This is a genomic window from Streptococcus suis (assembly GCF_019794555.1).
GTDB lineage: Bacteria > Bacillota > Bacilli > Lactobacillales > Streptococcaceae > Streptococcus > Streptococcus suis_AB.
On sequence record NZ_JAIMEP010000002.1, the window covers coordinates 46,615 to 69,476 of the forward strand.

The window sequence follows — 22,862 nt, forward strand, 5'->3', positions numbered from 1 at the left end:
AGTATTAGATTGCTTTTTCATCCAGGCCCATTCTGCGTTGTACAAATTTGACAATTTCAACAACGACAACCATGAGACCAGAACCGATTACCGCAACCAACCACTGAGTCGCAGACAAGTGTGCTACGCGGAAGAATTGGTTAAATCCTGGGATGACAATTGTTGCCATCAAGAGCAAGAAGGCAGCAACGATAGACCAGTTGAAGAGCTTGTTCTTGAATGGCCCAACGGTAAAGATGGATTGGTAAACAGACTTCACGTTGAAGGCATGTACCAATTGGATCAGACCAAGTGTCAAGTAAGCCATAGTGAGGGCATCCGCGTGAATTTCTTCATAGGTTGCATGCTCTGGGAATTGCAAAGCAAACCAGTAGACACCCAAGACAAGAATCGTTTGCAAGATACCTTGGTAGATGATAGAGCTCAAGACACCACCTGAGAAGAAGCTTGAGTTACGGCCACGAGGTTTGTGGGTCATAACACCTGGCTCAGCAGGCTCAACACCGAGAGCAATGGCTGGAAGAGTATCTGTTACCAAATTAATCCAAAGAAGGTGAACTGGTTCCAAAACGTCCCAACCAAAGAGGGTTGCAAGGAAGATACAGAGAACTTCTGCCGTGTTGGCTGACAAGAGGTACTGGATAGTCTTTTGAATGTTTGAGAAGACCTTACGTCCTTCTTCAACCGCAACGATGATGGTCGCGAAGTTGTCATCAGCTAGGACCATGTCAGAAGCACCTTTCGAAACCTCTGTACCAGTGATACCCATACCAATACCGATATCCGCTGTCTTCAGAGATGGCGCATCATTAACACCGTCACCAGTCATGGCAACAACCTTACCGTCATTTTGCCATGCTTTTACGATACGAACCTTGTGCTCTGGAGACACACGCGCATAAACTGAATATTGCTTGAAGACTTTTTGGAATTCTTCGTCTGTCAATTCGTTGAGCTCAGCACCTGTAAATACGTGATCCTCTGTATCGTTTTCATCGATGATACCAAGACGCTTGGCAATAGCCTCAGCTGTATCTTGGTGGTCACCGGTAATCATGATTGGACGGATACCCGCTTCTTTCGCGACACGAACCGCCTCAGCAGCCTCTGGACGCTCAGGGTCAATCATACCAACCAAACCTGAGAAGACAAGGTCATTTTCCACAATTTCAGATTCCAATTCTGGGATAGCATCCACATACTTGTAAGCCATCATGAGGACACGAAGAGCTTGCTTAGCAAGTGATTTGTTGGTTGCAAGAATAGCATCCTTGTCCGCATCTGTTATCGGACGGATAGTTCCGTTTTCTTCGATCTGAGTCACACGTTTGAGCAACTGATCTGGTGCACCTTTTACCGCTACAAAGAAATTGCCTACAGCTTGTTGGTGAATGGTAGACATCAATTTACGTGTTGAGTCAAATGGCAATTCAGCCACACGAGGCTCAGAAACCAAGACTTCACGAACATCGAAAGATTTGTCCAAACCAAATTGAACAAGAGCAGTTTCAGTTGGGTCACCAATCAATTTACCAGTTGGGTCAACCTTTGTATCGTTGGCGAAGTTCATAACACGAAGAGTCGTGTTTGATGCATCGATTGCTTCGCTTGCATCCACCAATTGACCATTTGTGTAGACTTTTTCAACGGTCATTTGGTTCATGGTCAAGGTACCAGTCTTATCTGATGCGATGATTTCTGTTGAACCAAGTGTTTCAACCGCTGGCAACTTACGGATAATAGAATTCCGTTTAGCCAATACTTGGGTGCCAAGCGAGAGGACAACAGTAACAATAGCTGGCAAACCTTCTGGAATCGCCGCAACCGCAAGGGCAACGGATGTCATAAGGGCTGGCAAGATACCTTCACCACGGACAAATACAGATACCAACATGGTGATAACTGCAATAATCAAAACGGCGTAGGTCAAGACCTTAGACAATTGGTGCAAGTTTTGCTTAAGTGGTGTGTCTGTTTCATCAGCATTTGCCAACATGCCCGCAATGTGACCAACCTCAGTAAACATACCTGTGTTGGTTACCACACCAAGACCGCGACCGTAGGTCACGTTTGAGTTTTGGTAGGCCATGTTGACTCGGTCACCGATTGGTGCATCTTCTGCCAATTCAGCACTCAAGTCCTTATCAACAGGAACAGATTCACCAGTAAGAGCAGCTTCTTCGATTTTGAGGGAGTTAGCCTCCAAGAGACGCATATCGGCTGGAACGACATCACCTGCTTCGAGCAAGACGATATCACCTGGAACCAATTCTTTTGAATCCACCTCAGTGACATGGTTGTCGCGAAGGACACGCGCCACTGGGCTAGACATGTTTTTCAGCGCTTCAATGGCTGCCTCAGCTTGACCTTCTTGGTAAACACCGAAGGCTGCGTTGAGGATAACTACGGCCAAGATGATGATGGCATCTGTCAATCCGTGTGAACCTTCAGTGATAACTGTAAGAATGGCTGCACCGATCAAGATGATAATCATCAAGTCCTTGAACTGGTCTAGGAATTTAGCCAGAAGGGTACGTTTTTCACCCTCATCCAATTCGTTACGACCATATTCTCCCAGACGCTTACCAGCTTCTTCGCTAGTCAAACCGTCCAAGGATGAACCTAAGCTAGACAATACTTGCTCTTCGCTTTGCGTATAAAACAAATCGCGTTTTTGTTCTTTTGACACTGTTTTTCTCCTTTTCGATCCCCGTTTTACTTAAAGAAATAAAAAAGAGACCTGTTGTATTAAAACAAGTCTCGCTATTTAAGATAGTGCCGGAAACGATTTTCGGATTGACGACACTATCACGGACAAGTCCGTTAGCTACTCCCTCGATTTGTCATCTATTATACCAAAATTTTTTGCCAGGTCAAATAGATTTACACTTGAAAACGTTTTATTTCCAAGAAATTTCCATTTGATAGGAAGCAAACCGCTGTTGATTTTCCAATCCCATTAAATCATATTGCAGACGCAAGTGTTGTTCCGAGCGATTCAGCTGATAATTTTTAGTATTGGTTACAAAATGCTGAATCCCCATCGGTGTGGGAATGGTCACAATAGCCTCTTTGTTAGAAATAAATCGCATGATAGACTTGGGAGTTGAAAAACGTGTCATGACAAGTTCCTCGTCATCACATTTGATAACAACTTTTTCTGCCTCATCATTTACGAAAATGAGATAAAGATGCCCATCTTTTTCCTTAACCTCTACTTGAAATCGCTGATCAATGATTTCAACTTGTCCATCTAAATCAATTTTATTTTGTAATCGAATATACATGTGTTCCTCCTACTCTTTATTTATTCTTGGAACAAAGGACGAGCGTAATAATGTAAATCCAGTATAGGCCGCAATGAAAACTACCAAAATTTTCAAATGGTTTATATCTAAATTTGACAGGAAAAAGGCTGCTGTCAGAACACCTAATACCCCACCGACTATAATCCCAGGTACACCAGGCCAGTTGACTCTACCAGATTGGATAAACTGCTTGGCACCGGCTGTCATAATCATAGCAGCATTAAGCATCATAACCGGAAGCGCAACAGCGGGACTGATTCCCATCAATGAGAAGAAGATTAATTCCGGTGCATAGTTCCCAAGTCCCATACTCATCAACATCCCTACCATGAAGTCAAAGATCATCCCCAGTGCTAATTTCCACCCAGTTAAGCCTCTCACTTCGTTTGTAAGGTCCGCACCAGGATTGGTTACCATACGATAGACCATAAAACCTGCCGCAAGCACAAGTAAAATCCCCAAAATCCGCTGTACCTTCTGAGTATTCCAATTCTGAGTAACCTTTGCCCCAACAAATGCCCCAGTAAAAGCTGCCACTGCCATTGCGATAAGCGTCACAATGTCAACCTCGACAATTGTTATAAAAAGTAAGGCTTCTACTAAGACTGGGATGATATGAGCTGTTGTCATCGTGGCTGGAATTCTTCGGTCATCCTCCACCAACTTTGTTAGCTTAAACATGGTTGTGGTCGTCGCAAAGGTACCAATCCCCAAGGTGTCTAGCAGATCTGTGATATACCCAATGCCAAAACCTGTCCAAAATTTTTCAGTTAGAGAAATCTTATGTTTTTTTGCATAATATAAAATAGTATAGACCATCCAAATAATCAAACCGATAATAAGTATTTGTATGCCCCTTAATATAAATAGATGATTCATTTCTCCATTATACTGAAAAAAGAAGACTTGGTACATAACAATATCCTTGTGTTTTAGAAAAATAAGGAAAATATTAGCTTTTTTTGCTATAATGAAAGTATGATTGAAAAAGTATTTCGTGACCCCGTCCACAACTATGTTCACGTCGAGCAAGAACTTATTTACCATCTGATTAATACAAAAGAATTTCAACGACTACGACGCATCAAGCAGTTAGGAACAACTTCCTATACCTTCCATGGTGGTGAGCATAGTCGCTTTTCTCATTGTCTCGGTGCCTATGAAATTGCCAGAAGAATCACTCAAAAATTTGAAGATAAATACGCAGATACTTGGGATTCAAATGAATCACTTTTGACCATGGTCGCGGCTCTATTACATGACGTCGGTCATGGTGCTTATTCTCATACCTTTGAGCGCCTATTTGATACCGACCATGAGGAAATGACGTGCGCTATCATAACTAGCCCTGAAACTGAAATCAATGCTTTACTGAAGCTAGTATCCCCTGATTTTCCAGAGAGAGTAGCCAGTGTGATTAACCATACTTATCCAAATAAACAGGTCGTTCAATTGATTTCTAGTCAAATTGACGTTGACCGCATGGATTATCTGCTACGAGATTCATATTTTACAGGTGCCAGCTACGGTGAATTTGACCTGACTAGAATATTGCGTGTCATTCGTCCTACAGAAAATGGCATTGCCTTTAAAGAATCTGGTATGCATGCGGTTGAGGATTACGTACTCAGTCGTTACCAAATGTATATGCAAGTCTATTTCCATCCAGCTAGTCGCTCAATGGAGGTTTTGTTACAAAACTTACTCAATCGGGCAAAACTTCTGTATACTAGCGAGCAAGACTTCTTTGCGCGCACTTCCCCTCGCCTCTTGCCATTCTTTGAACATCGTATTCATCTAACAGACTATCTCGCACTAGATGATGGCGTGATGAACACCTATTTTCAGTCTTGGATAGATGGCCCTGACCATATTTTATCTGATTTAGCACAACGTTATATCAATCGAAAGGTATTTAAATCTATTACATTTAAGAGCAATCAAGAAAATCAGTTGGATATTCTACGAAGTATTGTCGCTGAAGTAGGTTTTGATCCAGAATACTATACCGCAATCCATCATAATTTTGATTTGCCTTATGATATTTACAGACCAAATGCCGAAAAGAAACGAACACAAATTGAAATCTATCGTAAAGACGAAAGTTTGGTAGAGCTCTCTACTCTATCACCAATTGTCCACTCCCTATCTGGAACTATCCATGGCGACAGCCGATTTTATTTCCCGAAAGAAATGTTAGTGGACACAGGTATATTTGCCGAACAAAACGCTACTTTCCTTAGCTATATACATAATGATCATTTTAACATAGGAGACCTTTCTTCATGAGTATTAAACTTGTTGCTATCGATATTGATGGTACCCTTTTAAATAGCCAACACCAAATTACAACCGAAGTGCATGCAGCCATTCAAGAGGCCAAAAAAGCGGGTGTAAAAATTGTTATTGCTACTGGCCGCCCTATTTCTGGAGTTCGTGCCATCTTGGAAGAGCTTAACTTAACAAACGCTGGTGACTATGTCATTACCTTTAATGGGGGACTGGTACAGGATGCCGCGACTGGTGAAGATATTGTAAAAGATACACTGAGCTATGATGACTATTTAGATATTGAATTGGTTGCTCGTAAATTAAACCTTCCCATGCATGCAAGTACGAAAGAAGGAATCTATACGGCCAACCGCAATATCGGAAAATACACTATCTACGAATCAACACTTGTAAGTGCTCCTATTTTCTACCGCACTCCTGAAGAAATGGTTGATAAAGAGATTATCAAGACAATGATGGTAGATGAACCAGAAATTCTCGATGCTGCTATTCCGCTTCTACCGACCAGCTTGACTGAGAAGTACAACGTCGCAAAATCAGCACCATTTTACTTAGAAATCACACCAAAAACGGTCAATAAAGGCCAAGCAATCATACATTTAGCAGAGAAACTTGGTCTAACAATGGATCAAACGATGGCTATTGGTGATCAAGAAAATGATCGTCCAATGTTGGAGGTTGTTGGAAATCCAGTAGTCATGGAAAATGGTAATCCTGAACTGAAGAAAATCGCCAAGTATATCACCAAGTCAAACGATGAAGACGGTGTCGCATATGCATTAAGAGAATGGGTTCTAAAATAGTCTCGATTCCTAACACCCTATCTTGTTAAAATAAGAATTTAAAAGGACTTAGATTTTGAAATCTAAAGTCCTTTTTCATATTTTAGAAGTTCAACAAAGCCAAGAAGCTTTCTGCTTCGAGTGATGCACCACCTACAAGGGCACCGTCAACATCTGGACAAGCCATGTACTCAGCAACATTTTCAGGTTTTACTGAACCGCCGTATTGAACACGTACTTTGTCAGCAACTTCTTGACCATAGTCAGCTGCAACAACATCGCGAACTGCTTTACACATTGTTTGCGCATCATCTTGAGTAGCTGATTTACCAGTACCGATTGCCCAGATTGGTTCGTAAGCAATTACCAATGAAGCGACTTGCTCAGCTGACAAACCTTTCAAAGCTGCAGAAACTTGAGCTCCTACGAATTCAACTGCTTTACCAGCTTCGTAAGTTTCAAGAGATTCACCACAACAGATGATTGGAGTCAATCCATTACGGAAAATTGCATGGGCTTTCTTGTTAATATCTTCGTCTGTTTCATGGAAGTAATCACGACGTTCAGAGTGACCGATAACAACATAGTTAACGCCCATTTCAGCCAATACTTTTGGAGAAGTTTCACCAGTGAAGGCACCTGCATCTTCAAAGTAGCAGTTTTGAGCAGCAACTTTCAATTCAGAATCTTTAGCGAACCACAAGAGAGCGTTCAAATCCACAGCAGGAGCTGCGATAGCTGCTTCAATTTTATCGCCTGCAGGCAATTTTCCTGCAATCGCCTCAACGAAAGCTTGTGCTTCTTGAGGGTTTTTATTCATTTTCCAGTTACCGGCAATGATTGGTTTACGTGACATTTCACATACCTCTTCTTTTTTATTTTACAAGGTCCATTATAGCATAAACTCAGCGAAGATTAAAGAATTTCTGTGTATTTTATGAATACTTACAGAAAAACTCTCTACCACCTGGTAGAGAGTTACAATTTTTGTTGTCTGACAAATAATTGTTATATCTGGGAACTCAATCGAATTAAGCTTCGATTTCTGTAACCATACCTGAACCAACAGTACGTCCACCTTCACGGATAGAGAAAGTAGTACCTTGTTCAACGGCGATTGGGTGGATCAATTCAACGTCAATAGTAACGTTATCACCAGGCATTACCATTTCAGTACCTTCTGGCAATTTGATTGAACCAGTTACGTCAGTTGTACGGAAGTAGAACTGTGGACGGTAGTTGTCGAAGAATGGAGTGTGACGTCCACCTTCTTCTTTAGTAAGGATGTAAACTTCACCTTTAAATTTAGTGTGTGGGTTGATTGAACCTGGTTTAGAGATAACTTGACCACGTTCGATTTCATCACGTTGTACACCACGAAGAAGCACACCAACGTTATCGCCGGCAAGACCTTCGTCAAGTTGTTTACGGAACATTTCAACACCAGTAACAACTGCTTTAGATTTTTCTTCTTGAAGACCAACGATTTCGATTTCGTCGTTAACACGAACTGTACCACGGTCGATACGTCCTGATGCTACAGTACCACGACCAGTGATTGAGAATACGTCTTCGACTGGAAGCAACAATGGTTTATCAGTGTCGCGTTCTGGTTCTGGAATGTACTCATCAACAGTGTTCATCAATTCCATAACGATGTCTTCGTACTTAGTGTCACCTTCAAGGGCTTTAAGAGCTGAACCTTGGATAACTGGAAGATCATCACCTGGGAAATCGTATTCTGAAAGAAGGTCACGGATTTCCATTTCAACCAATTCAAGCAATTCTTCATCGTCAACCAAGTCAACTTTGTTCATGAAGACGATAAGGTGTTTAACACCAACCTGACGTGAAAGAAGGATGTGCTCACGAGTTTGTGGCATAGGACCGTCAGTTGATGCAACTACAAGGATCGCACCGTCCATTTGGGCAGCACCAGTGATCATGTTTTTAACGTAGTCCGCGTGTCCTGGAGCGTCGATGTGAGCATAGTGACGTTTTTCAGTTTCGTACTCAACGTGTGCAGTGTTGATTGTGATACCGCGTTCACGTTCTTCTGGAGCAGCATCGATAGACGCATAGTCTTTAGGTTGGTTAACTGCTGAAGGCAAGCGACGTGCCAATACAGTTGTGATAGCTGCAGTCAAAGTAGTTTTACCGTGGTCAACGTGTCCAATTGTACCAATGTTAACGTGGGGTTTACTACGATCGTATTTTTCTTTTGCCATTTTGGTAAAAGCCTCCAATAAAATATATTTTATAGATAGACAGTAGGCAATACGGTCTAACTTTACCTTACTATTCTATCAAATTGTAGCAGAATTGCAAGCATTTTCTATCGTTTTTTAATTTATACCTCTTCTACAAGGGCTACTCCCCCCGCTTGTAACACTTTTTTTAGTCCAGTTCCCTCTATACCATTAGCTAAAATGACTTGCTGATCTTCTGACAGGGGCACTAACTTTTCTCCTTGATTGAAATAGAGCGTGAGTGACTGATTGCCATCCTTATAAGTCATGAGAAGTAACTGATCTTCCGTAGACTGAAGTGAGAATGTTCCCGTCAAAATAAGATGTTGATAAGACTTCCGTAGGTGAATCAATTCTTTCACAAATGCTTGTAACTCTTTGTCCTGCTGTTCTTCTTTCCAAGGCATAACCCTACGACAATCTGGATCTTCTCCACCGATCATTCCAACTTCTGTTCCATAGTAGATGCAAGGACTTCCTACTTGGAAGAACAGAGCAACCAAGGCTGATTTTACTGCATCCGTATTTCCATTGGCTGTCGTCAAAATGCGTTCTGTATCATGTGAATCCAAAAGATTAAATAACACCTCTCTTGACTGTTGACGATAGGTGAACCGCTGACTATTTAAGGAAGTGATAAAGTCATCGCATGTTTGTTCTCCCTTGAGGAAGAATGTTTTTATTGCGTTGGCAAGCGGATAATTCATTACAGAATGGTGCTCGTCTCCAACCAGCCATGATTGAGCACTATGCCAAATTTCGCCTAGGATAAACAAATCTGGTTTGACAGACAGAACTGTCTTACGGAATTCTTTCCAAAATTGATGATCAATCTCATTAGCTACATCCAAGCGCCATGCATCGATGTCACATTCCTCAATCCAATATCGGGCAACACCCAAAAGATAATTCCTCACTTCGGGGTTTGATGTATTTAGCTTGGGCATTTTTCCTTGAAAGGCAAAGGTCTCATAATGCAGATTTTCTTTACCATCATGAACTTCAACCAATGGAAACCGTTCAATGTGAAACCAATCTCGATAAACTGATTGCTCTCCATTTTTAAGAACATCCTGCCACTGCTTAGATTGATAACCAATATGATTAAACACAGCATCTAACATGACCTTAATGCCACGCTTATGAGCTTCCTTAATCAGCTCCTTCAAGTCGTCTGTAGTACCAAATTGAGGATCAATTTGATAGTAGTCACTCGTATCGTACTTATGATTGCTAGGCGCTTTAAATATAGGACAAAGATACAAACCTGTGATGCCCAAGTCTTGTAGATAGTCTAAATGTTCAGTAATTCCTGTTAAATCACCACCAAAAAAATCACTTGTAGTTGGAGCCAAGTCTGGATTCCAATCTCTATACTCCTGTTTATCAGTATTTTTCTTTCCTCTAGCGAACCGTTCAGGAAAAATTTGATACCAAATTGTTTCCGAAACCCAACTTGGTACTTGACATCGATCAGCTTCATGCAAGTAAGGCAACTTGAAACCGTTCATAAATTGACTAATGTTATTACTTGTAGCATCCAGTGGACCAACATCTCCAAATAGAATCTGATGGCCATCATACCCCGTCAATTCAAACAAGTACTGCAATCTGGCAAAGTCAGCTCCGACTTCCACCTGCCAATAATCAAATAGATGATCACTAGCTATAATTTCCATTTCTGTTTGGTACTGATAACCCTGTTGGTAAAAAATAAAGGGGTCTCCATGGTGTACACGTATTGATTGTACATTATTCCTTTTGGTTCTAAAACGAATATGAACCACATTTTTCTTATATAAGTATGCATACTCTGAATCAGGACGATGATAAAGAGCTGTCAATTCTATCATAATTGCTACCTCCTAGCCTACCCATTTTAACATTCTTCTAACATCTATGCAAACGTTTTCTTTGCCCGGTGGTAACTATCACATCAAAAAAATTCCCACGAAATGAAAAAAGGCATCCGTACAATTTCCTTACGGACACCGATTCTATATCTTTTTGGAGGGTACGCAATTTCATACTTGAAGAGGCTGGGCAAAAAGCCCAGCACCACTTATCAGAGTTCGTGTCAACATCTCAGCGCAGTGGTTGATTGGCAGATTTGTTCGTGTTTTACACTCCAAATCTGACCTAATCAACTGTGCGGGGGTGGGAAGACGAACTCTTTTTTAACTAGTCGAGTTCTTTCCCACTCCCGATACATTCAAATTCCTATCAATTAATACTCAATAGTCAAGTTGATAATAGGGTTGCATGGGAATAGAAGCCCCAATACTCGAAGCATATACCCACTCTTTCCCTTCCAATTGTCCGAAATCTTCTGCTTTACCTGTAAGGATAATTCCAGCAAATTCAAGTTTATTGATATCTTCTTGCTTAGTAAAATCAGTTTCTCCGAATTTATCTACATAGCTCTCTAAGATTCCTCTTGCTGAAGGAGACAGGCTATAGTCACCATTATATTCCAGCAAAGTTTGCATAGCATCAATTGGACTTTTATATGGAAATTGCATATCTGAATATTCCTCTTGCGTTACTGCAACTACATCATCAGAGTCCATTCCAAATACGCTGACCAAAGGTAGGTCTTCCACTCTTGTTTGACTGCTATTTGTTCCTATCCAATACCAATTTTTTTTGAGATTGCTAGGAATCATATCTTTTATTTCCCTAAAAGTGTATTTCCTATCAAATGTAATAGCTATCTCGACCAATTGGCCCTGCATGTCTTTAACAAATGTTAATTCATTTCCTGCACGATTGTCAAGGCTTTCGGTATTATAGAAAACTGGAATTTTGGAATTACTATCTTGATGATACTGATAGTCACCAGATGTTAGCGGAAAGTATTGTCCAAAATTTGAAAAGATTCCATAAATACTATACTCTACCTCCAAATGCCCAAATGCAATTGGGACACCTGCAAGATTTTTCAATAATGAATAATCAATGTAGCCTGAGACAATACCTGTCTGGTTCACGAAGGTCATGTTTGGTTCTACATTGGGATAAGCCACTTGAAAAGTTGCATCAAATAATTCCTCTGCTTGCTTACTACGATAATCAGAAAAAATTCGTAATGCAAAAATTCCACTTACCAATAAAGTAAATACTAAGCAACTAGCGAGGAGAACTGTTTTCCACAGTTGTTTTCGTTTATTTTTCTTCGTTGCTATTTCAAAAGATATCATCTTCATACCCTCTCTCTTTTAATAATTTCGCCACTTGTTTTCTAGCTCTAAACAGATGAATTTTTACCCAACTCTGACTGTAACCTAAAATATGCCCAATCTCCTTGACACTCATATTTTGAAAATAGTAAAGGTCAATCACAACCTTGTCTTGACTAGGCAACTCATTCACTGCTTGATAGAGCTCCTCATAGTTTTCTTGATCATATAGAACAAGCATCTCTTGTCTGAAAAAATCTCTCTGAAGAATTTCATGATAGCGTTTGTCACGTCTGTACTTGTCAATATATGCACGGACTGCTGAACGATACAGCCAAGCTCGCATCTTTTCAAAAGGAAGGACAATATCTGATTCTAGAATTTTTACAAGCACATCTTGGGCAATATCCTGGCTGTCCGCACGTGTTGCCCCTGATTTTTGCAGATAAAAGGAAATCTCCTCTGCAATGGCAACAACTTCTTTTTCATATTCATCTAGTTTGATGATCATCTCCTCCTTTCACTTATATAACGAATATCATCCGAAATGGTTACACACTTCCATATTTTATTATACATTTTTAGATCAGTAAAAAACAACCTCCGAAGAAGTTGTTTTTCAATCAGTTAATATTAACCTGAATTACGAAGTCCTGTTGCGACACCGTTAATCGTAATATGGATGAGACTCTCTTGCTCCTTACTAAGTTCTCCACGACGGAGACGGTGAATCAATTCAATCTGAATATAATTCAACACATTGAAGTATGGCATACGATAGTCAAGACTGGCTTTAAGGAAAGGCAACTCTGCCAATAGTTCCTCATTTTGTTCAATAGATAGAATCATATTCTTGGTCAATTGCCATTCATCTAAAATAGTGTGGAAAATACTTCGCACTTCATCGCTTTCACACATTTTGGCATATTCAAAAGCAATATTCATATTAGATTTTGACAGTACCATATCAACATTCGATAAGAGCGAACGGAAGAAAGGCCATGTTTCATACATTTTTTGTAATTTTGCCAAATTATTTGGGTCTTTATCCACAAAGCGTTTGAAACTAGAACCAACACCATACCATCCTGGCAACATTACACGGTTTTGAGACCATGAGAATACCCAAGGAATCGCACGGAGACCACCTATTTCAGTAATTGTCTTACGCGCCGCTGGACGAGAACCAATATTTAAACTAGAGACTTCTCGAATCGGACTGGCCGCAAAGAAATAATCATAAAAATGCGGATTATTGAAAACAAGGTCACGATAGATTGTGTAACTTTCAGAAATAATTTCATCCATTGTTTCACGATAGTTACCAATCTCATTTGGATCAGTAATCATTTGTGTTACCATACGATCCAAGGTTGCTGATACCAACATTTCTAGGTTATAGTAAGCTGCATCCTTATTTCCGTACTTATTACCAATGACTTCCCCTTGTTCAGTCACACGAATCCGGTCTTTAATGGAACCGAATGGTTGAGAAGTAATCGCATCATATGATGGACCACCACCACGTCCAACTGTACCACCACGTCCATGGAAGAACGTAATCTTGATTCCATTTTCTTGACCAATTTTCGTCAGTTCATTTTGAGCCCTGTATAAGGTCCAACCAGAAGAAAGGTAACCTCCATCCTTATTTGAATCAGAATAACCCAACATAATTTCTTGATAGTGTTTATTGCCTGCAATCCAGCGTTTCGCCAAGTCCAATTGCAAGTACTGACGCATGGTATCTGACGCATTGTCTAAGTCTTCAATTGTTTCAAAAAGTGGAACAATCTGAACACGCGCCTTGTCTGAATCAACCAACCCAACTTCTTTCAATAAGACAGCTAATTCCAATAAATCAGACACGCTTTCTGAGTGTGAAATAATATGTTGTTTGATAACTTCTTCACCCAGCTTATCCTTTAACTCCCTAGCTGTAGAGAAAATAGCCAATTCTTTCTCTAATTGCTCGGATTTTGGAACATAGGTTGCCGAGAGAATACGTGGATCTGTTTCTAGTTGTTTTAATAGAACATGACATTTTGCCTCTTCAGATAAACTAGAATAATCTTCAACGATGCGAGCAGATGCAAGTAATTCAGCAACACAAGCTTCATGGATAGAAGAATCTTGGCGCATATCAATGGTAGCTAAATAGAATCCAAACGCCTCTATCGCCTCCAATAACTCAGCCAAGTCACCTTTTATTAATGCAGCAGACTTGTTGTCAATTAATGATTGTTTAATCGCTAGAACATCTGCTTTAAACTCTCCAACATTTGCGTAGCGCACATCTGAAGCCTTATTGTAAACTAAGTAATCTTTTGTATTTGCCAGTTTCATCTGAATGTAGTGGAAGGCCCGACGATAAGGTTCATTTTCCCGATAGACCGAAACATCCTCAGACAAATCAGCAAGATATTGCACAGCAGGACTAACCTTAGTGATGGTTGTAGAAAGTGAAAAATTACGATACAACTTTTCCAATTGCTGGTCATAGTAATTCATGATCACTTCGCACTGTGTTAAGGCTGATAGTCTCAAGGTTTCAGCCGTAACAAATGGATTTCCATCACGGTCACCACCAATCCACATTCCCATTGTAATGGGGCGAGGATTCATCAATTGAATTCCTTTTTCAGCGGCCAGACGTTTATATTCTCGTTGTAGTTTTGTAACTGCTTTGATGAATGAGGAATTGTAATACTCCATGACATTGGTAATTTCATTGGTTACCTTTAGTTTTTTCTCACGCGTCATTTCTGTCTGCATGATAATTTCAACATAGCATCGCAATTCATCTTCCCATTTTGTACGATTCAATAGTCCCATCTTAACATCGCGGTAGCGACGCAAGAGTTCATGAATGTGTTTAGTTAAATCTAACATAGACTGGCGTTGAACTTGTGTCGGATGGGCAGTTAATACAGGAACAACATTTAGTTTTTCTAAAATCTCCGCAGCATCTTCATGTTGAGATACCATATCAATGGTAGTCGAAATTTTTCCTAGGTAATCTTGTCCAAGATTGTTTTGGTGATTGATTTCAAAAGCTAAATCGACATCTTCTGAAATATTGATTAATAATGGTAGAACAGCAAAATACCTTGAAATATCTGTCAACTCATCATTTGTCAATTGTCCAATAATTTGAATCAACTTAGAGTAATCATCTTTGACAGATAATTCTTCTAGCTGGCAAATAGCTGCAAATGTATCCTCAGACATCATTTCACGAGCCACATCTTGTAAGATAGTCGTCAAAATCGTCACTTCTTCACGGATAGCTTCTTTATTGTTATAATTTTCTAGCTTTTGGATAGACATCTTTTCACCTCATATTTTTCATAAATTAGACTAAGGTTCTTTCAACTTCTTCTTCAATCAAACGACGTTTTTCTGTCGCATCAATATTTAAAACGAACCCAATTCCGATGGAAATAATCAAGAGACTAGAACCACCCTGCGACAAGAATGGGAAAGTTACACCAGTAGCGGGAATCAATCCAGAAATTCCTCCTATGTTGATAAATGTCTGAATTAAAAGCATCCCTGCTATACCAAGCGCCATCATCGAATTAAATGGACTTCGTGCACGAACACCAACAACAATGATTCTGACAATCAAAAAGAATAGTATAGCCAAAATGAGACTTGCTCCTACAAAACCAAGTTCTTCTATGACAATAGAAAACGCAAAGTCGGTATGGGCCTCAGGTAAGTAGCCTTTTTTTTCAATCGAATTTCCCAAGCCAAGACCAAGCCAACCACCATTACTCATTGCATAATAGGAATGTGTTAGTTGTAAGCCTGAATTGGTCGCATTCCCAAATGGATCAAAATAAGCTACAAAACGACGGGCAATATAACCAAATAGTGGGATTTTTTCAACTGTTTCGACACCTAGAATCTTTATAGTTCCAAGGACAATTGCTGAAACAGCAACAATTCCTATTAAAGCAGTAGAAAACCATCTATATGCGATACCACTCACACTAATCATGACTATAATTATCAAGGTAATTATGGTCGCATTCCCCAAATCTGGCAAAGTAGCAACCAATCCGAGAAGAAGAAGGCTAATAACACGCCAATCTGTAAACTCTCTCGGAATCCAGCTTCCTGTAATGAGTGACTGATAATCATATGTTCGAATATCCGCTTGCTTCTTTGAAAATTCATGCGCTAAATACCAAATAATGATTAATTTCAAATATTCAGCAGGTTGTAAGGTTCCTACAAATGGTAATGGAATCCAGCCATGAGCCCCATTTACAGGTGTAAACAATCGTGAGATAGCAAGAAGGACTATTTCAATAAAGATAACGGAATAAATGACAGCTTTCTTCCGTAAAAAACTAAGTTTCATACGATAAATCGTATAAATCGCAATAAGGCTCACTACCCAAAAGGCAGCTTGGTTAATCACAATTCTAAATGGATTTCCTCCATTAATAATCTGTGTGGCACTAGTTGTTGAATAGACCATAACCAACCCTATTATCGATAAAATAAAGTAGGGAATGAGTATGGAATAATTCAGCAAGTGCCGCTTATCAATTTTCATTTATATTCCAACCTTTTCTGGAGTATGCTTATTATTATAGCATACTTTGTATAAAAATACTTATCACTTTCTATAAGATAAACAGTAAACATTCGGAACCAGACTATTGAATAATAAAATGGCCGAAGCCATTATGAATTATTCAAACGTTTCAAGATAAAACTCAATCTCATCTCCGTCAGACACCTGTAGGTCATTTGCACCTTTTTCAGCTAACTTTCCGTTGACCCGATACATCCAATAGGTATTGGTACTAGTATCTTGACTCATACCATTAATTTTGGTGATTAAACCATTGTCTTCTTCGATGTCATGGTGAGCTTTTAAAATATCCATCACACTATCACCTTCATTTGCCGTAACTTCTTGACGATTCACCTGATCATTATTTGTAATTTGTAATGTGATATCAATTGTAGACCCGGATGTCTGAGACGATGTATTTGCACAAGCCCCCAACAAAAAGGTCAAGAAAAGAGTGAGTAAAATACTAATTTTTTTCATTTGTAAAATCTCCTAAAAATTTGATAGATGACGGGATAAAATAATACGGTAGATATCATGTGTAAAGTATCGAATGTCAGTCCATTCATCCAAAAGATAAATGGGTGAATACCAAACTGTGCAGCTGTGAGAAAACTAATGATGAGCCCATAGATATAGACCAGAAAGCCAGCTAGGAGACCCTGAAGCCCTAATGGTATTCTTTCGTTTAGAATAAATGGACGTATCATAACCCACCAAATCATCTGAACGAGACCAAAACTTAGAACCTGCCATAGAACGATGACACCGAAACCAAACAATAAACCACTACCAATCATTGTAAGGGCCATCAAAATCCAACCTTCAAATAATGACAGATAAGAAAGACTCACTAAAAAAATCGCTGTTATGGGTTTAATATTAGGAAATGCTCCAAATACTATTCTCAAAACAATTGCTACCGCTGATAAAACGACCAATCGGGTTAATTTGTTTGTCGAGTACACCTCTTCCACCTATCTCATTTTGTTCTAAATACTAGCCTATCGTTTTCCCGTCTATAAGTCAAGGAAATCCCATGAATTCTACTATTCCTCAAACTTATTTTTTTGATTTTTTATCTGTTTTGAGGTAAAATTGATGAGATGAGAAAGAAATTAAATCCAATTGTTGTCATTGGTTTTTTCCTGTCATTTTTTACCATCATATTCATAACCGGTTTGTATGGTAACAAAAAGGCTACAAGCGAAGAAGCTAAGGTTGCACAATCAATCAGCAGCACAACCACTAATGAGACAAATCCTAGTTCAAGCTACTATATTACCAACGCTCTTGAGATGAAACCTATTATTGATGTCTCGGCTTGGCAGAGACCGTCTGAAATTGACTACGATACCCTTAGCAAAAATATTTCGGGAGCAATCGTTCGAATTCAAAGTGGCTCACACACTAAAAACGAAAATACAGCGACTGATAAAAATGGGTTAGATAAAGCATTTGATACCCATATTAAAGAATTCCAAGCAAGAAATATTCCTGTTGCTGTTTATGCCTATGTAACTGGGAATAGCATCAATAGTATGAAAGAAGAAGCTCGTAGTTTTTACGAAGCAGCCAATAAATACAATCCAACCTTTTATTGGTTAGATGTTGAGGAATATACTATGGATGATATGAATGGTGGTGTCGAGGCCTTCAGACAAGAATTAGAGTCTCTCGGTGCTAAAAACATTGGTATTTATGTCGGCACCTATTTTATGGAAGATCACAGTATCAATGTTGATAAATTTGATGCTGTATGGATTCCCACTTATGGCGATGATTCTGGTTACTACAATGCTGCACCAAATACAGACTTGGACTACGACCTTCACCAATATACATCCCGTGGTTTTGTAAATGGATTTGATCACCACTTAGATTTAAATCTCATCACTACATTAAAAGATCCTAATGAAGTTTATCAGAAACTATTTACAACACCAGAATAAAATGGTACAATTTCACTAATTACATATACACAAAGGAGTGCTTCGGCTGAGATCGCAACTGCGAAATCCTCGAACCTGATCTAGTTAACACTAGCGTAGGAATTGTGTGATTTATAGAACGATATTCTACTTCGCTATAAATACTCCTTTGTTCACTGTCTACAAAGGAGTCTTTTTATGTCCAAATCCAAATTATCTATTTTAGCTGAAGTTGCTATCTTTTCTGCCATTGCCCTCGTCTTTGACAAAATCCCGCTCTTTACAATGCCCCAAGGTGGATCTGTATCTTTAGTCATGCTTCCAATCTTACTGCTTGCTCTGCGCCACGGACTAGGGGTGGGGGTTCTTACTGGTGGTATTGTAGGAACTATTCAACTTTTCTACGGTGGCTACTTCCTAAACGTTTTTCAAGTTTTTCTTGACTACGCACTTTCTTACGCCGGAATTGGTTTAGCAGGTTTAGTGGCTCCCGCCCTATCCAAACAAAAAGACCTTAAAAATACCACTCTCATCATTACTCTGGCTAGTTTTCTAGGAGGAAGCATCCGATTGTTAGCCACCTTCTTATCAGGAATTATTTTCTACGCAGACTACACTCCAGATGGTATGCCTGTCTGGTTCTATTCCTTTACCTACAATGTCAGCTATATTCTTCCTTCAACAGCAATTGCTTGTATTTTATTGATTCTACTTTATAAAGCAAGACCAAATGTCTTTCGTGGTTAATAGATAATGCCTGTTAGATTCCTCTATCAGGCATTATTTTAAATGATTTTCACTAATTTTATGCTATAATGGGAACATTATTAGACAATTTGGAGGACACAATGACTTCTTGGATTTCAAGAATAATTAAAGGTATGATTATTGCCCTTGGCTTTATCTTACCAGGTGTTTCTGGAGGCGTACTAGCTGCGATTCTCGGGATTTACGAACGATTAATAGGCTTTTTAGCAAATATTCGAAAAGATTTCAAAGAAAACTTTCTCTACTTTGTTCCTGTAGGGATCGGTGGAATCTTGGGAATTGCCCTCTTCTCTTTCCCTGTTGAATACCTCTTACAACATTTCCAAGTACCTGTTTTATGGGCATTTGCAGGTGCAATTGTTGGTACGATTCCTAGCTTACTAAAAGAATCCACTCAGAAAAGCAAACGGGATCATATTGATTTGGCTTGGTTGATTGGTACCTTCATCATTTCTGGACTCTTACTCTACAACTTGAGTGATCTTGTCGGAACACTTCCAGCAACCTTCGCAAGTTTTGTATTGGCAGGCGCCTTGATTGCATTAGGCGTACTTGTTCCTGGACTCAGTCCTTCAAACTTGCTATTGATTTTAGGAATTTATACACCAATGCTCAACGGTTTCAAATCACTTGATCTATTTGGAACTTTCCTACCTATCGCAATTGGTGGAGTCCTTGCAATGGTTGCCTTCTCAAAAGCAATGGATCATGCCCTTAAAGTCTACCACTCACGAGTTTATCACTTTATAATTGGAATCGTCTCATCATCTACTCTCTTAATTTTGATTCCACAGGCTAGCAACAAAGAATCCATCTCCTATGATGGAGCTAACTTTGTTACATGGATTGCAGCCCTTGTTCTATTTGTCCTAGGAGTATGGTTGGGACTTTGGATGAGCAAATTAGAGGAAAAATATAAATAATGGCAAAAAAGGTCAAAATAAAGAAAACCTTGGTTGACCAAATTTTAGACAAGGCTAAGATCGATCATGATAGCCTTGTTTTAAATGCTCTTGAAGGTCAACTTCCACAAGGTATTGAAGAAAACGATATTTATAAAACCCTGGCACTGACTGGAGATAAAACAGGACCGGTTATTGGAATTGTCCCAATCACTGAGCACCTATCTGAAAAGAAACTGGCTAAAATTTCTGGCAATAAAAAAGTCAGTATGATCCCTCAAAAAGATTTGGAAAAAACAACAGGCTACATACATGGCGCCAACAACCCCGTGGGCATTCGTCAAAAACACAATTTTCCAATCTATATCGATCAATCCGCACTTGAAAAAGGCAAGATGATTGTTTCAGCTGGTGAAATTGGTCGGTCGATTCGAATTGACAGTCAGGTATTAGCTGATTTCGTGAAAGCTAATTTTGCAGATATTATTGAAGGGAAGAACGAGTGAAAATCTATTTTGTCCGTCACGGTAAAACCGAGTGGAATCTTGAGGGACGCTTTCAAGGCTACTCTGGAGATTCCAAACTCTTGGAGGAATCTTTCCTTGATTTAGAATCACTTGGGGAATATTTAGCTACCGTTCCTTTTGACAAGATTTACTCCAGCGATTTACAAAGAGCCCATATCACAGCCGAGCGAATTGCTGACCTGAACCATTACTGTAAATCAGTAGAAACAAAAGCAGGTTTTCGAGAATGGAATTTCGGTCGATTGGAAGGAACAAAAATTGGACTTTTCCGCGATATCTATCCCAAGCAGTACCATGCATTTAAACAGAATGTGGCCATCTTCCGAGCAGATATGTTCGAAGGGGAGACTGTTTCACAAGCTACTTCACGCTTCATCACTACTTTGAAAGAATCTATTCACGAGACAGATCAAACGATACTTGTCGTAAGCCACGGAGCTATTCTAACAGCTTCAATCCGAACCCTGTTAGGCTATCCACCAGCGCTCTTACGCCATCGAGGAGGTTTAGACAATGCATCTGTAACTATTTTAGAGACAGATGATTTTGAAAACTTTGCCGAACTGACTTGGAATGACACTAGTTATCAAGAAAAACAGTAGATTTTTCTGCTGTTTTTCCCATTCTACTCGTAATTTATGCTGATTTTTTACCTCTTCTATGATAAAATAGAAGGAACAGACTTTGGAGGAATGAATTTTTTATGTCAACTGAACATTTTGAAGAACTAAATGACCAACAGATTGTACGTCGTGAAAAAATGACGGCATTGGCTGAACAGGGTATTGACCCATTCGGTAAACGTTTTGATCGTTCTACTAACTCTGCTGAATTGAAAGCACAATATGAAGATAAAGAAAAAGAGGAGTTGGAAGAATTGGCTCAAACGGCAACCATTGCAGGTCGTATTATGACCAAACGCGGTAAGGGTAAAGCAGGTTTTGCTCATATCCAAGACCGCGAAGGACAAATTCAAATTTACGTTCGTAAGGATGACGTTGGCGAAGAAAACTATGAAATCTTCAAAAAAGCAGACCTTGGGGACTTTGTTGGTGTCGAAGGTGATGTCATGAAGACCAATGTTGGTGAATTGACCATTCATGCTCGTAAATTAACTCACTTGTCTAAAGCGCTCCGCCCGTTGCCAGAAAAATTCCATGGTTTGACTGACGTTGAAACTCGCTATCGAAAACGGTATTTAGACTTAATTACCAATCGCGAAAGTTTTGAACGCTTTGTAACACGTTCAAAAATCATTTCAGAAATCCGTCGTTACCTTGATGGACTTGGTTTCTTGGAAGTTGAAACACCTGTCCTTCATAATGAAGCTGGTGGTGCCGCTGCTCGTCCATTCATCACCCACCACAATGCCCAAAACATTGATATGGTACTTCGTATCGCAACGGAACTTCACCTCAAGCGCTTGATTGTCGGTGGTATGGAACGTGTTTATGAAATTGGCCGTATCTTCCGTAATGAGGGAATGGATGCTACCCACAACCCTGAATTCACTTCTATCGAAGTTTACCAAGCCTACGCTGACTACCAAGACATTATGGACTTGACCGAGGGCATTATCCAACATACTGCAAAGGCAGTTGTCGGTGACGGCCCTGTAACCTATCAAGGAACTGAAATTGCTATCCACGAGCCATTCAAGCGTATCCACATGGTTGATGCTATTAAGGAACAAACTGGTGTGGACTTCTGGCAGGAAATGAGCTTAGAAGAAGCTATCGCCTTGGCAAATGAACACATGGTTCCTGTAGAAAAACACCACACAGAGGTAGGACAAATTATCAACAGCTTCTTTGAAGAATTCGTAGAAGAAACATTAATCCAACCAACCTTTGTCTACGGCCATCCAGTAGCTGTTTCCCCATTGGCTAAGAAAAACGATGAAGATCCACGCTTTACGGATCGCTTCGAGCTCTTCATCATGACCAAAGAATACGGAAACGCCTTTACCGAATTGAACGACCCAATTGACCAATTGGAACGCTTTGAAACCCAAGCTAAGGCTAAGGAACTCGGTGATGACGAAGCGACAGGCGTTGACTACGACTACATCGAAGCCCTAGAGTACGGTATGCCACCAACAGGTGGACTCGGAATCGGCATCGACCGCCTCTGCATGCTCTTGACAGATACTACTACTATTCGAGATGTGTTGTTGTTCCCTACAATGAAGTAAGCAAGAGTAGATAGCTAGTATTGTTTTCACTAGAATGTACCAATCGCTCTCCAGTTTCTTAGCGATTGGCTGAAAAGGTCTACTAGACCTTTTCACTCTCGACCATGAAATAAAAATTACAAACTGTTTAACACAG

At 39.7% G+C, this 22,862-nt stretch carries 20 protein-coding genes and 1 riboswitch; of the genes, 8 read left to right on the plus strand and 12 right to left on the minus strand.

Annotated elements, in window-relative coordinates; translation table 11 throughout:
• Positions 1–4: 4 nt before the first annotated feature.
• From K6V48_RS01030 to K6V48_RS01040, 3 genes are all read right to left on the minus strand, one after another.
• Complete coding sequence (locus K6V48_RS01030; RefSeq protein ID WP_222367341.1) at positions 5–2,689, minus strand: cation-translocating P-type ATPase; 2,685 nt, start codon at positions 2,687–2,689, stop codon at positions 5–7.
• A gap of 211 nt (positions 2,690–2,900) precedes the next feature.
• A complete protein-coding gene (locus K6V48_RS01035) occupies positions 2,901–3,287 on the minus strand; it encodes a YwiB family protein (protein ID WP_222367342.1) in 387 nt (128 codons plus the stop codon).
• A gap of 9 nt (positions 3,288–3,296) precedes the next feature.
• Positions 3,297–4,187, minus strand: a complete 891-nt coding sequence (locus tag K6V48_RS01040; RefSeq protein WP_222367343.1) for a sulfite exporter TauE/SafE family protein — start codon at positions 4,185–4,187, stop codon at positions 3,297–3,299.
• Between the two features lie 99 nt (positions 4,188–4,286).
• Here K6V48_RS01040 and K6V48_RS01045 point away from each other — a divergent pair, with 99 nt between their 5' ends.
• Positions 4,287–5,597 carry an HD domain-containing protein gene (locus tag K6V48_RS01045; protein ID WP_222367344.1) on the plus strand — a complete coding sequence of 437 codons (1,311 nt, stop codon included), beginning with the start codon at positions 4,287–4,289 and terminating at the stop codon, positions 5,595–5,597.
• Positions 5,594–6,403 (plus strand): sugar-phosphatase, encoded by an 810-nt coding sequence (yidA, locus tag K6V48_RS01050; RefSeq protein ID WP_222367352.1) that lies wholly within the window; start codon positions 5,594–5,596, stop codon positions 6,401–6,403. Before K6V48_RS01045 ends, yidA begins: the two co-directional genes overlap by 4 nt.
• A gap of 82 nt (positions 6,404–6,485) precedes the next feature.
• On the opposite strand, the gene tpiA is transcribed toward yidA, so the two are convergent.
• The 9 genes from tpiA to K6V48_RS01095 all read right to left on the minus strand — a co-directional run bounded on the left by tpiA (position 6,486) and on the right by K6V48_RS01095 (position 17,372).
• A complete protein-coding gene (gene tpiA / locus K6V48_RS01055; protein WP_222367353.1) occupies positions 6,486–7,238 on the minus strand; it encodes a triose-phosphate isomerase in 753 nt (250 codons plus the stop codon).
• A gap of 175 nt (positions 7,239–7,413) precedes the next feature.
• On the minus strand, positions 7,414–8,610 hold the full coding sequence (gene tuf, locus K6V48_RS01060) for an elongation factor Tu (protein ID WP_024391225.1): 1,197 nt from the start codon (positions 8,608–8,610) through the stop codon (positions 7,414–7,416).
• Between the two features lie 122 nt (positions 8,611–8,732).
• On the minus strand, positions 8,733–10,481 hold the full coding sequence (locus tag K6V48_RS01065; RefSeq protein ID WP_105127497.1) for a glycoside hydrolase family 13 protein: 1,749 nt from the start codon (positions 10,479–10,481) through the stop codon (positions 8,733–8,735).
• A 384-nt stretch (positions 10,482–10,865) separates the two neighbouring features.
• Complete coding sequence (locus tag K6V48_RS01070) at positions 10,866–11,837, minus strand: anti sigma factor C-terminal domain-containing protein (RefSeq protein WP_261311012.1); 972 nt, start codon at positions 11,835–11,837, stop codon at positions 10,866–10,868.
• The gene (locus K6V48_RS01075; RefSeq protein ID WP_172016095.1) at positions 11,818–12,321 is read right to left on the minus strand and encodes an RNA polymerase sigma factor; all 504 of its coding nucleotides are present in this window, start codon (positions 12,319–12,321) and stop codon (positions 11,818–11,820) included. The genes K6V48_RS01070 and K6V48_RS01075 overlap by 20 nt, the downstream gene beginning before the upstream one ends.
• Before the next feature lie 122 nt (positions 12,322–12,443).
• Positions 12,444–15,140, minus strand: a complete 2,697-nt coding sequence (gene ppc / locus K6V48_RS01080) for a phosphoenolpyruvate carboxylase (protein WP_222367354.1) — start codon at positions 15,138–15,140, stop codon at positions 12,444–12,446.
• Positions 15,141–15,165: 25 nt separating this feature from the next.
• Positions 15,166–16,380 (minus strand): cell division peptidoglycan polymerase FtsW, encoded by a 1,215-nt coding sequence (gene ftsW, locus K6V48_RS01085; protein WP_105127485.1) that lies wholly within the window; start codon positions 16,378–16,380, stop codon positions 15,166–15,168.
• Between the two features lie 138 nt (positions 16,381–16,518).
• Positions 16,519–16,884 (minus strand): DUF4430 domain-containing protein, encoded by a 366-nt coding sequence (locus K6V48_RS01090; protein WP_105127486.1) that lies wholly within the window; start codon positions 16,882–16,884, stop codon positions 16,519–16,521.
• Positions 16,881–17,372, minus strand: coding sequence for a hypothetical protein (locus K6V48_RS01095; RefSeq protein ID WP_238596943.1), 492 nt, complete (start codon positions 17,370–17,372; stop codon positions 16,881–16,883). The genes K6V48_RS01090 and K6V48_RS01095 overlap by 4 nt, the downstream gene beginning before the upstream one ends.
• Before the next feature lie 138 nt (positions 17,373–17,510).
• Between K6V48_RS01095 and K6V48_RS01100 the strand changes: the two genes are divergently transcribed.
• From K6V48_RS01100 to lysS, 6 genes are all read left to right on the plus strand, one after another.
• Entirely contained in the window at positions 17,511–18,356 is an 846-nt protein-coding gene (locus K6V48_RS01100; RefSeq protein WP_222367355.1) for a glycoside hydrolase family 25 protein, read from the plus strand.
• 23 nt (positions 18,357–18,379) lie between these two features.
• A riboswitch (TPP riboswitch) is annotated at positions 18,380–18,475 on the plus strand.
• 58 nt (positions 18,476–18,533) lie between these two features.
• Positions 18,534–19,082, plus strand: a complete 549-nt coding sequence (thiT, locus tag K6V48_RS01105) for an energy-coupled thiamine transporter ThiT (protein WP_172016091.1) — start codon at positions 18,534–18,536, stop codon at positions 19,080–19,082.
• 101 nt (positions 19,083–19,183) lie between these two features.
• Complete coding sequence (locus tag K6V48_RS01110) at positions 19,184–20,026, plus strand: DUF368 domain-containing protein (protein ID WP_172089422.1); 843 nt, start codon at positions 19,184–19,186, stop codon at positions 20,024–20,026.
• Positions 20,026–20,511, plus strand: coding sequence for an aminoacyl-tRNA deacylase (locus K6V48_RS01115; protein WP_105127490.1), 486 nt, complete (start codon positions 20,026–20,028; stop codon positions 20,509–20,511). Before K6V48_RS01110 ends, K6V48_RS01115 begins: the two co-directional genes overlap by 1 nt.
• The gene (locus tag K6V48_RS01120; RefSeq protein WP_222367358.1) at positions 20,508–21,134 is read left to right on the plus strand and encodes a histidine phosphatase family protein; all 627 of its coding nucleotides are present in this window, start codon (positions 20,508–20,510) and stop codon (positions 21,132–21,134) included. Before K6V48_RS01115 ends, K6V48_RS01120 begins: the two co-directional genes overlap by 4 nt.
• 101 nt (positions 21,135–21,235) lie before the next feature.
• A complete protein-coding gene (lysS, locus tag K6V48_RS01125) occupies positions 21,236–22,726 on the plus strand; it encodes a lysine--tRNA ligase (RefSeq protein ID WP_222367359.1) in 1,491 nt (496 codons plus the stop codon).
• Positions 22,727–22,862: the final 136 nt, after the last annotated feature.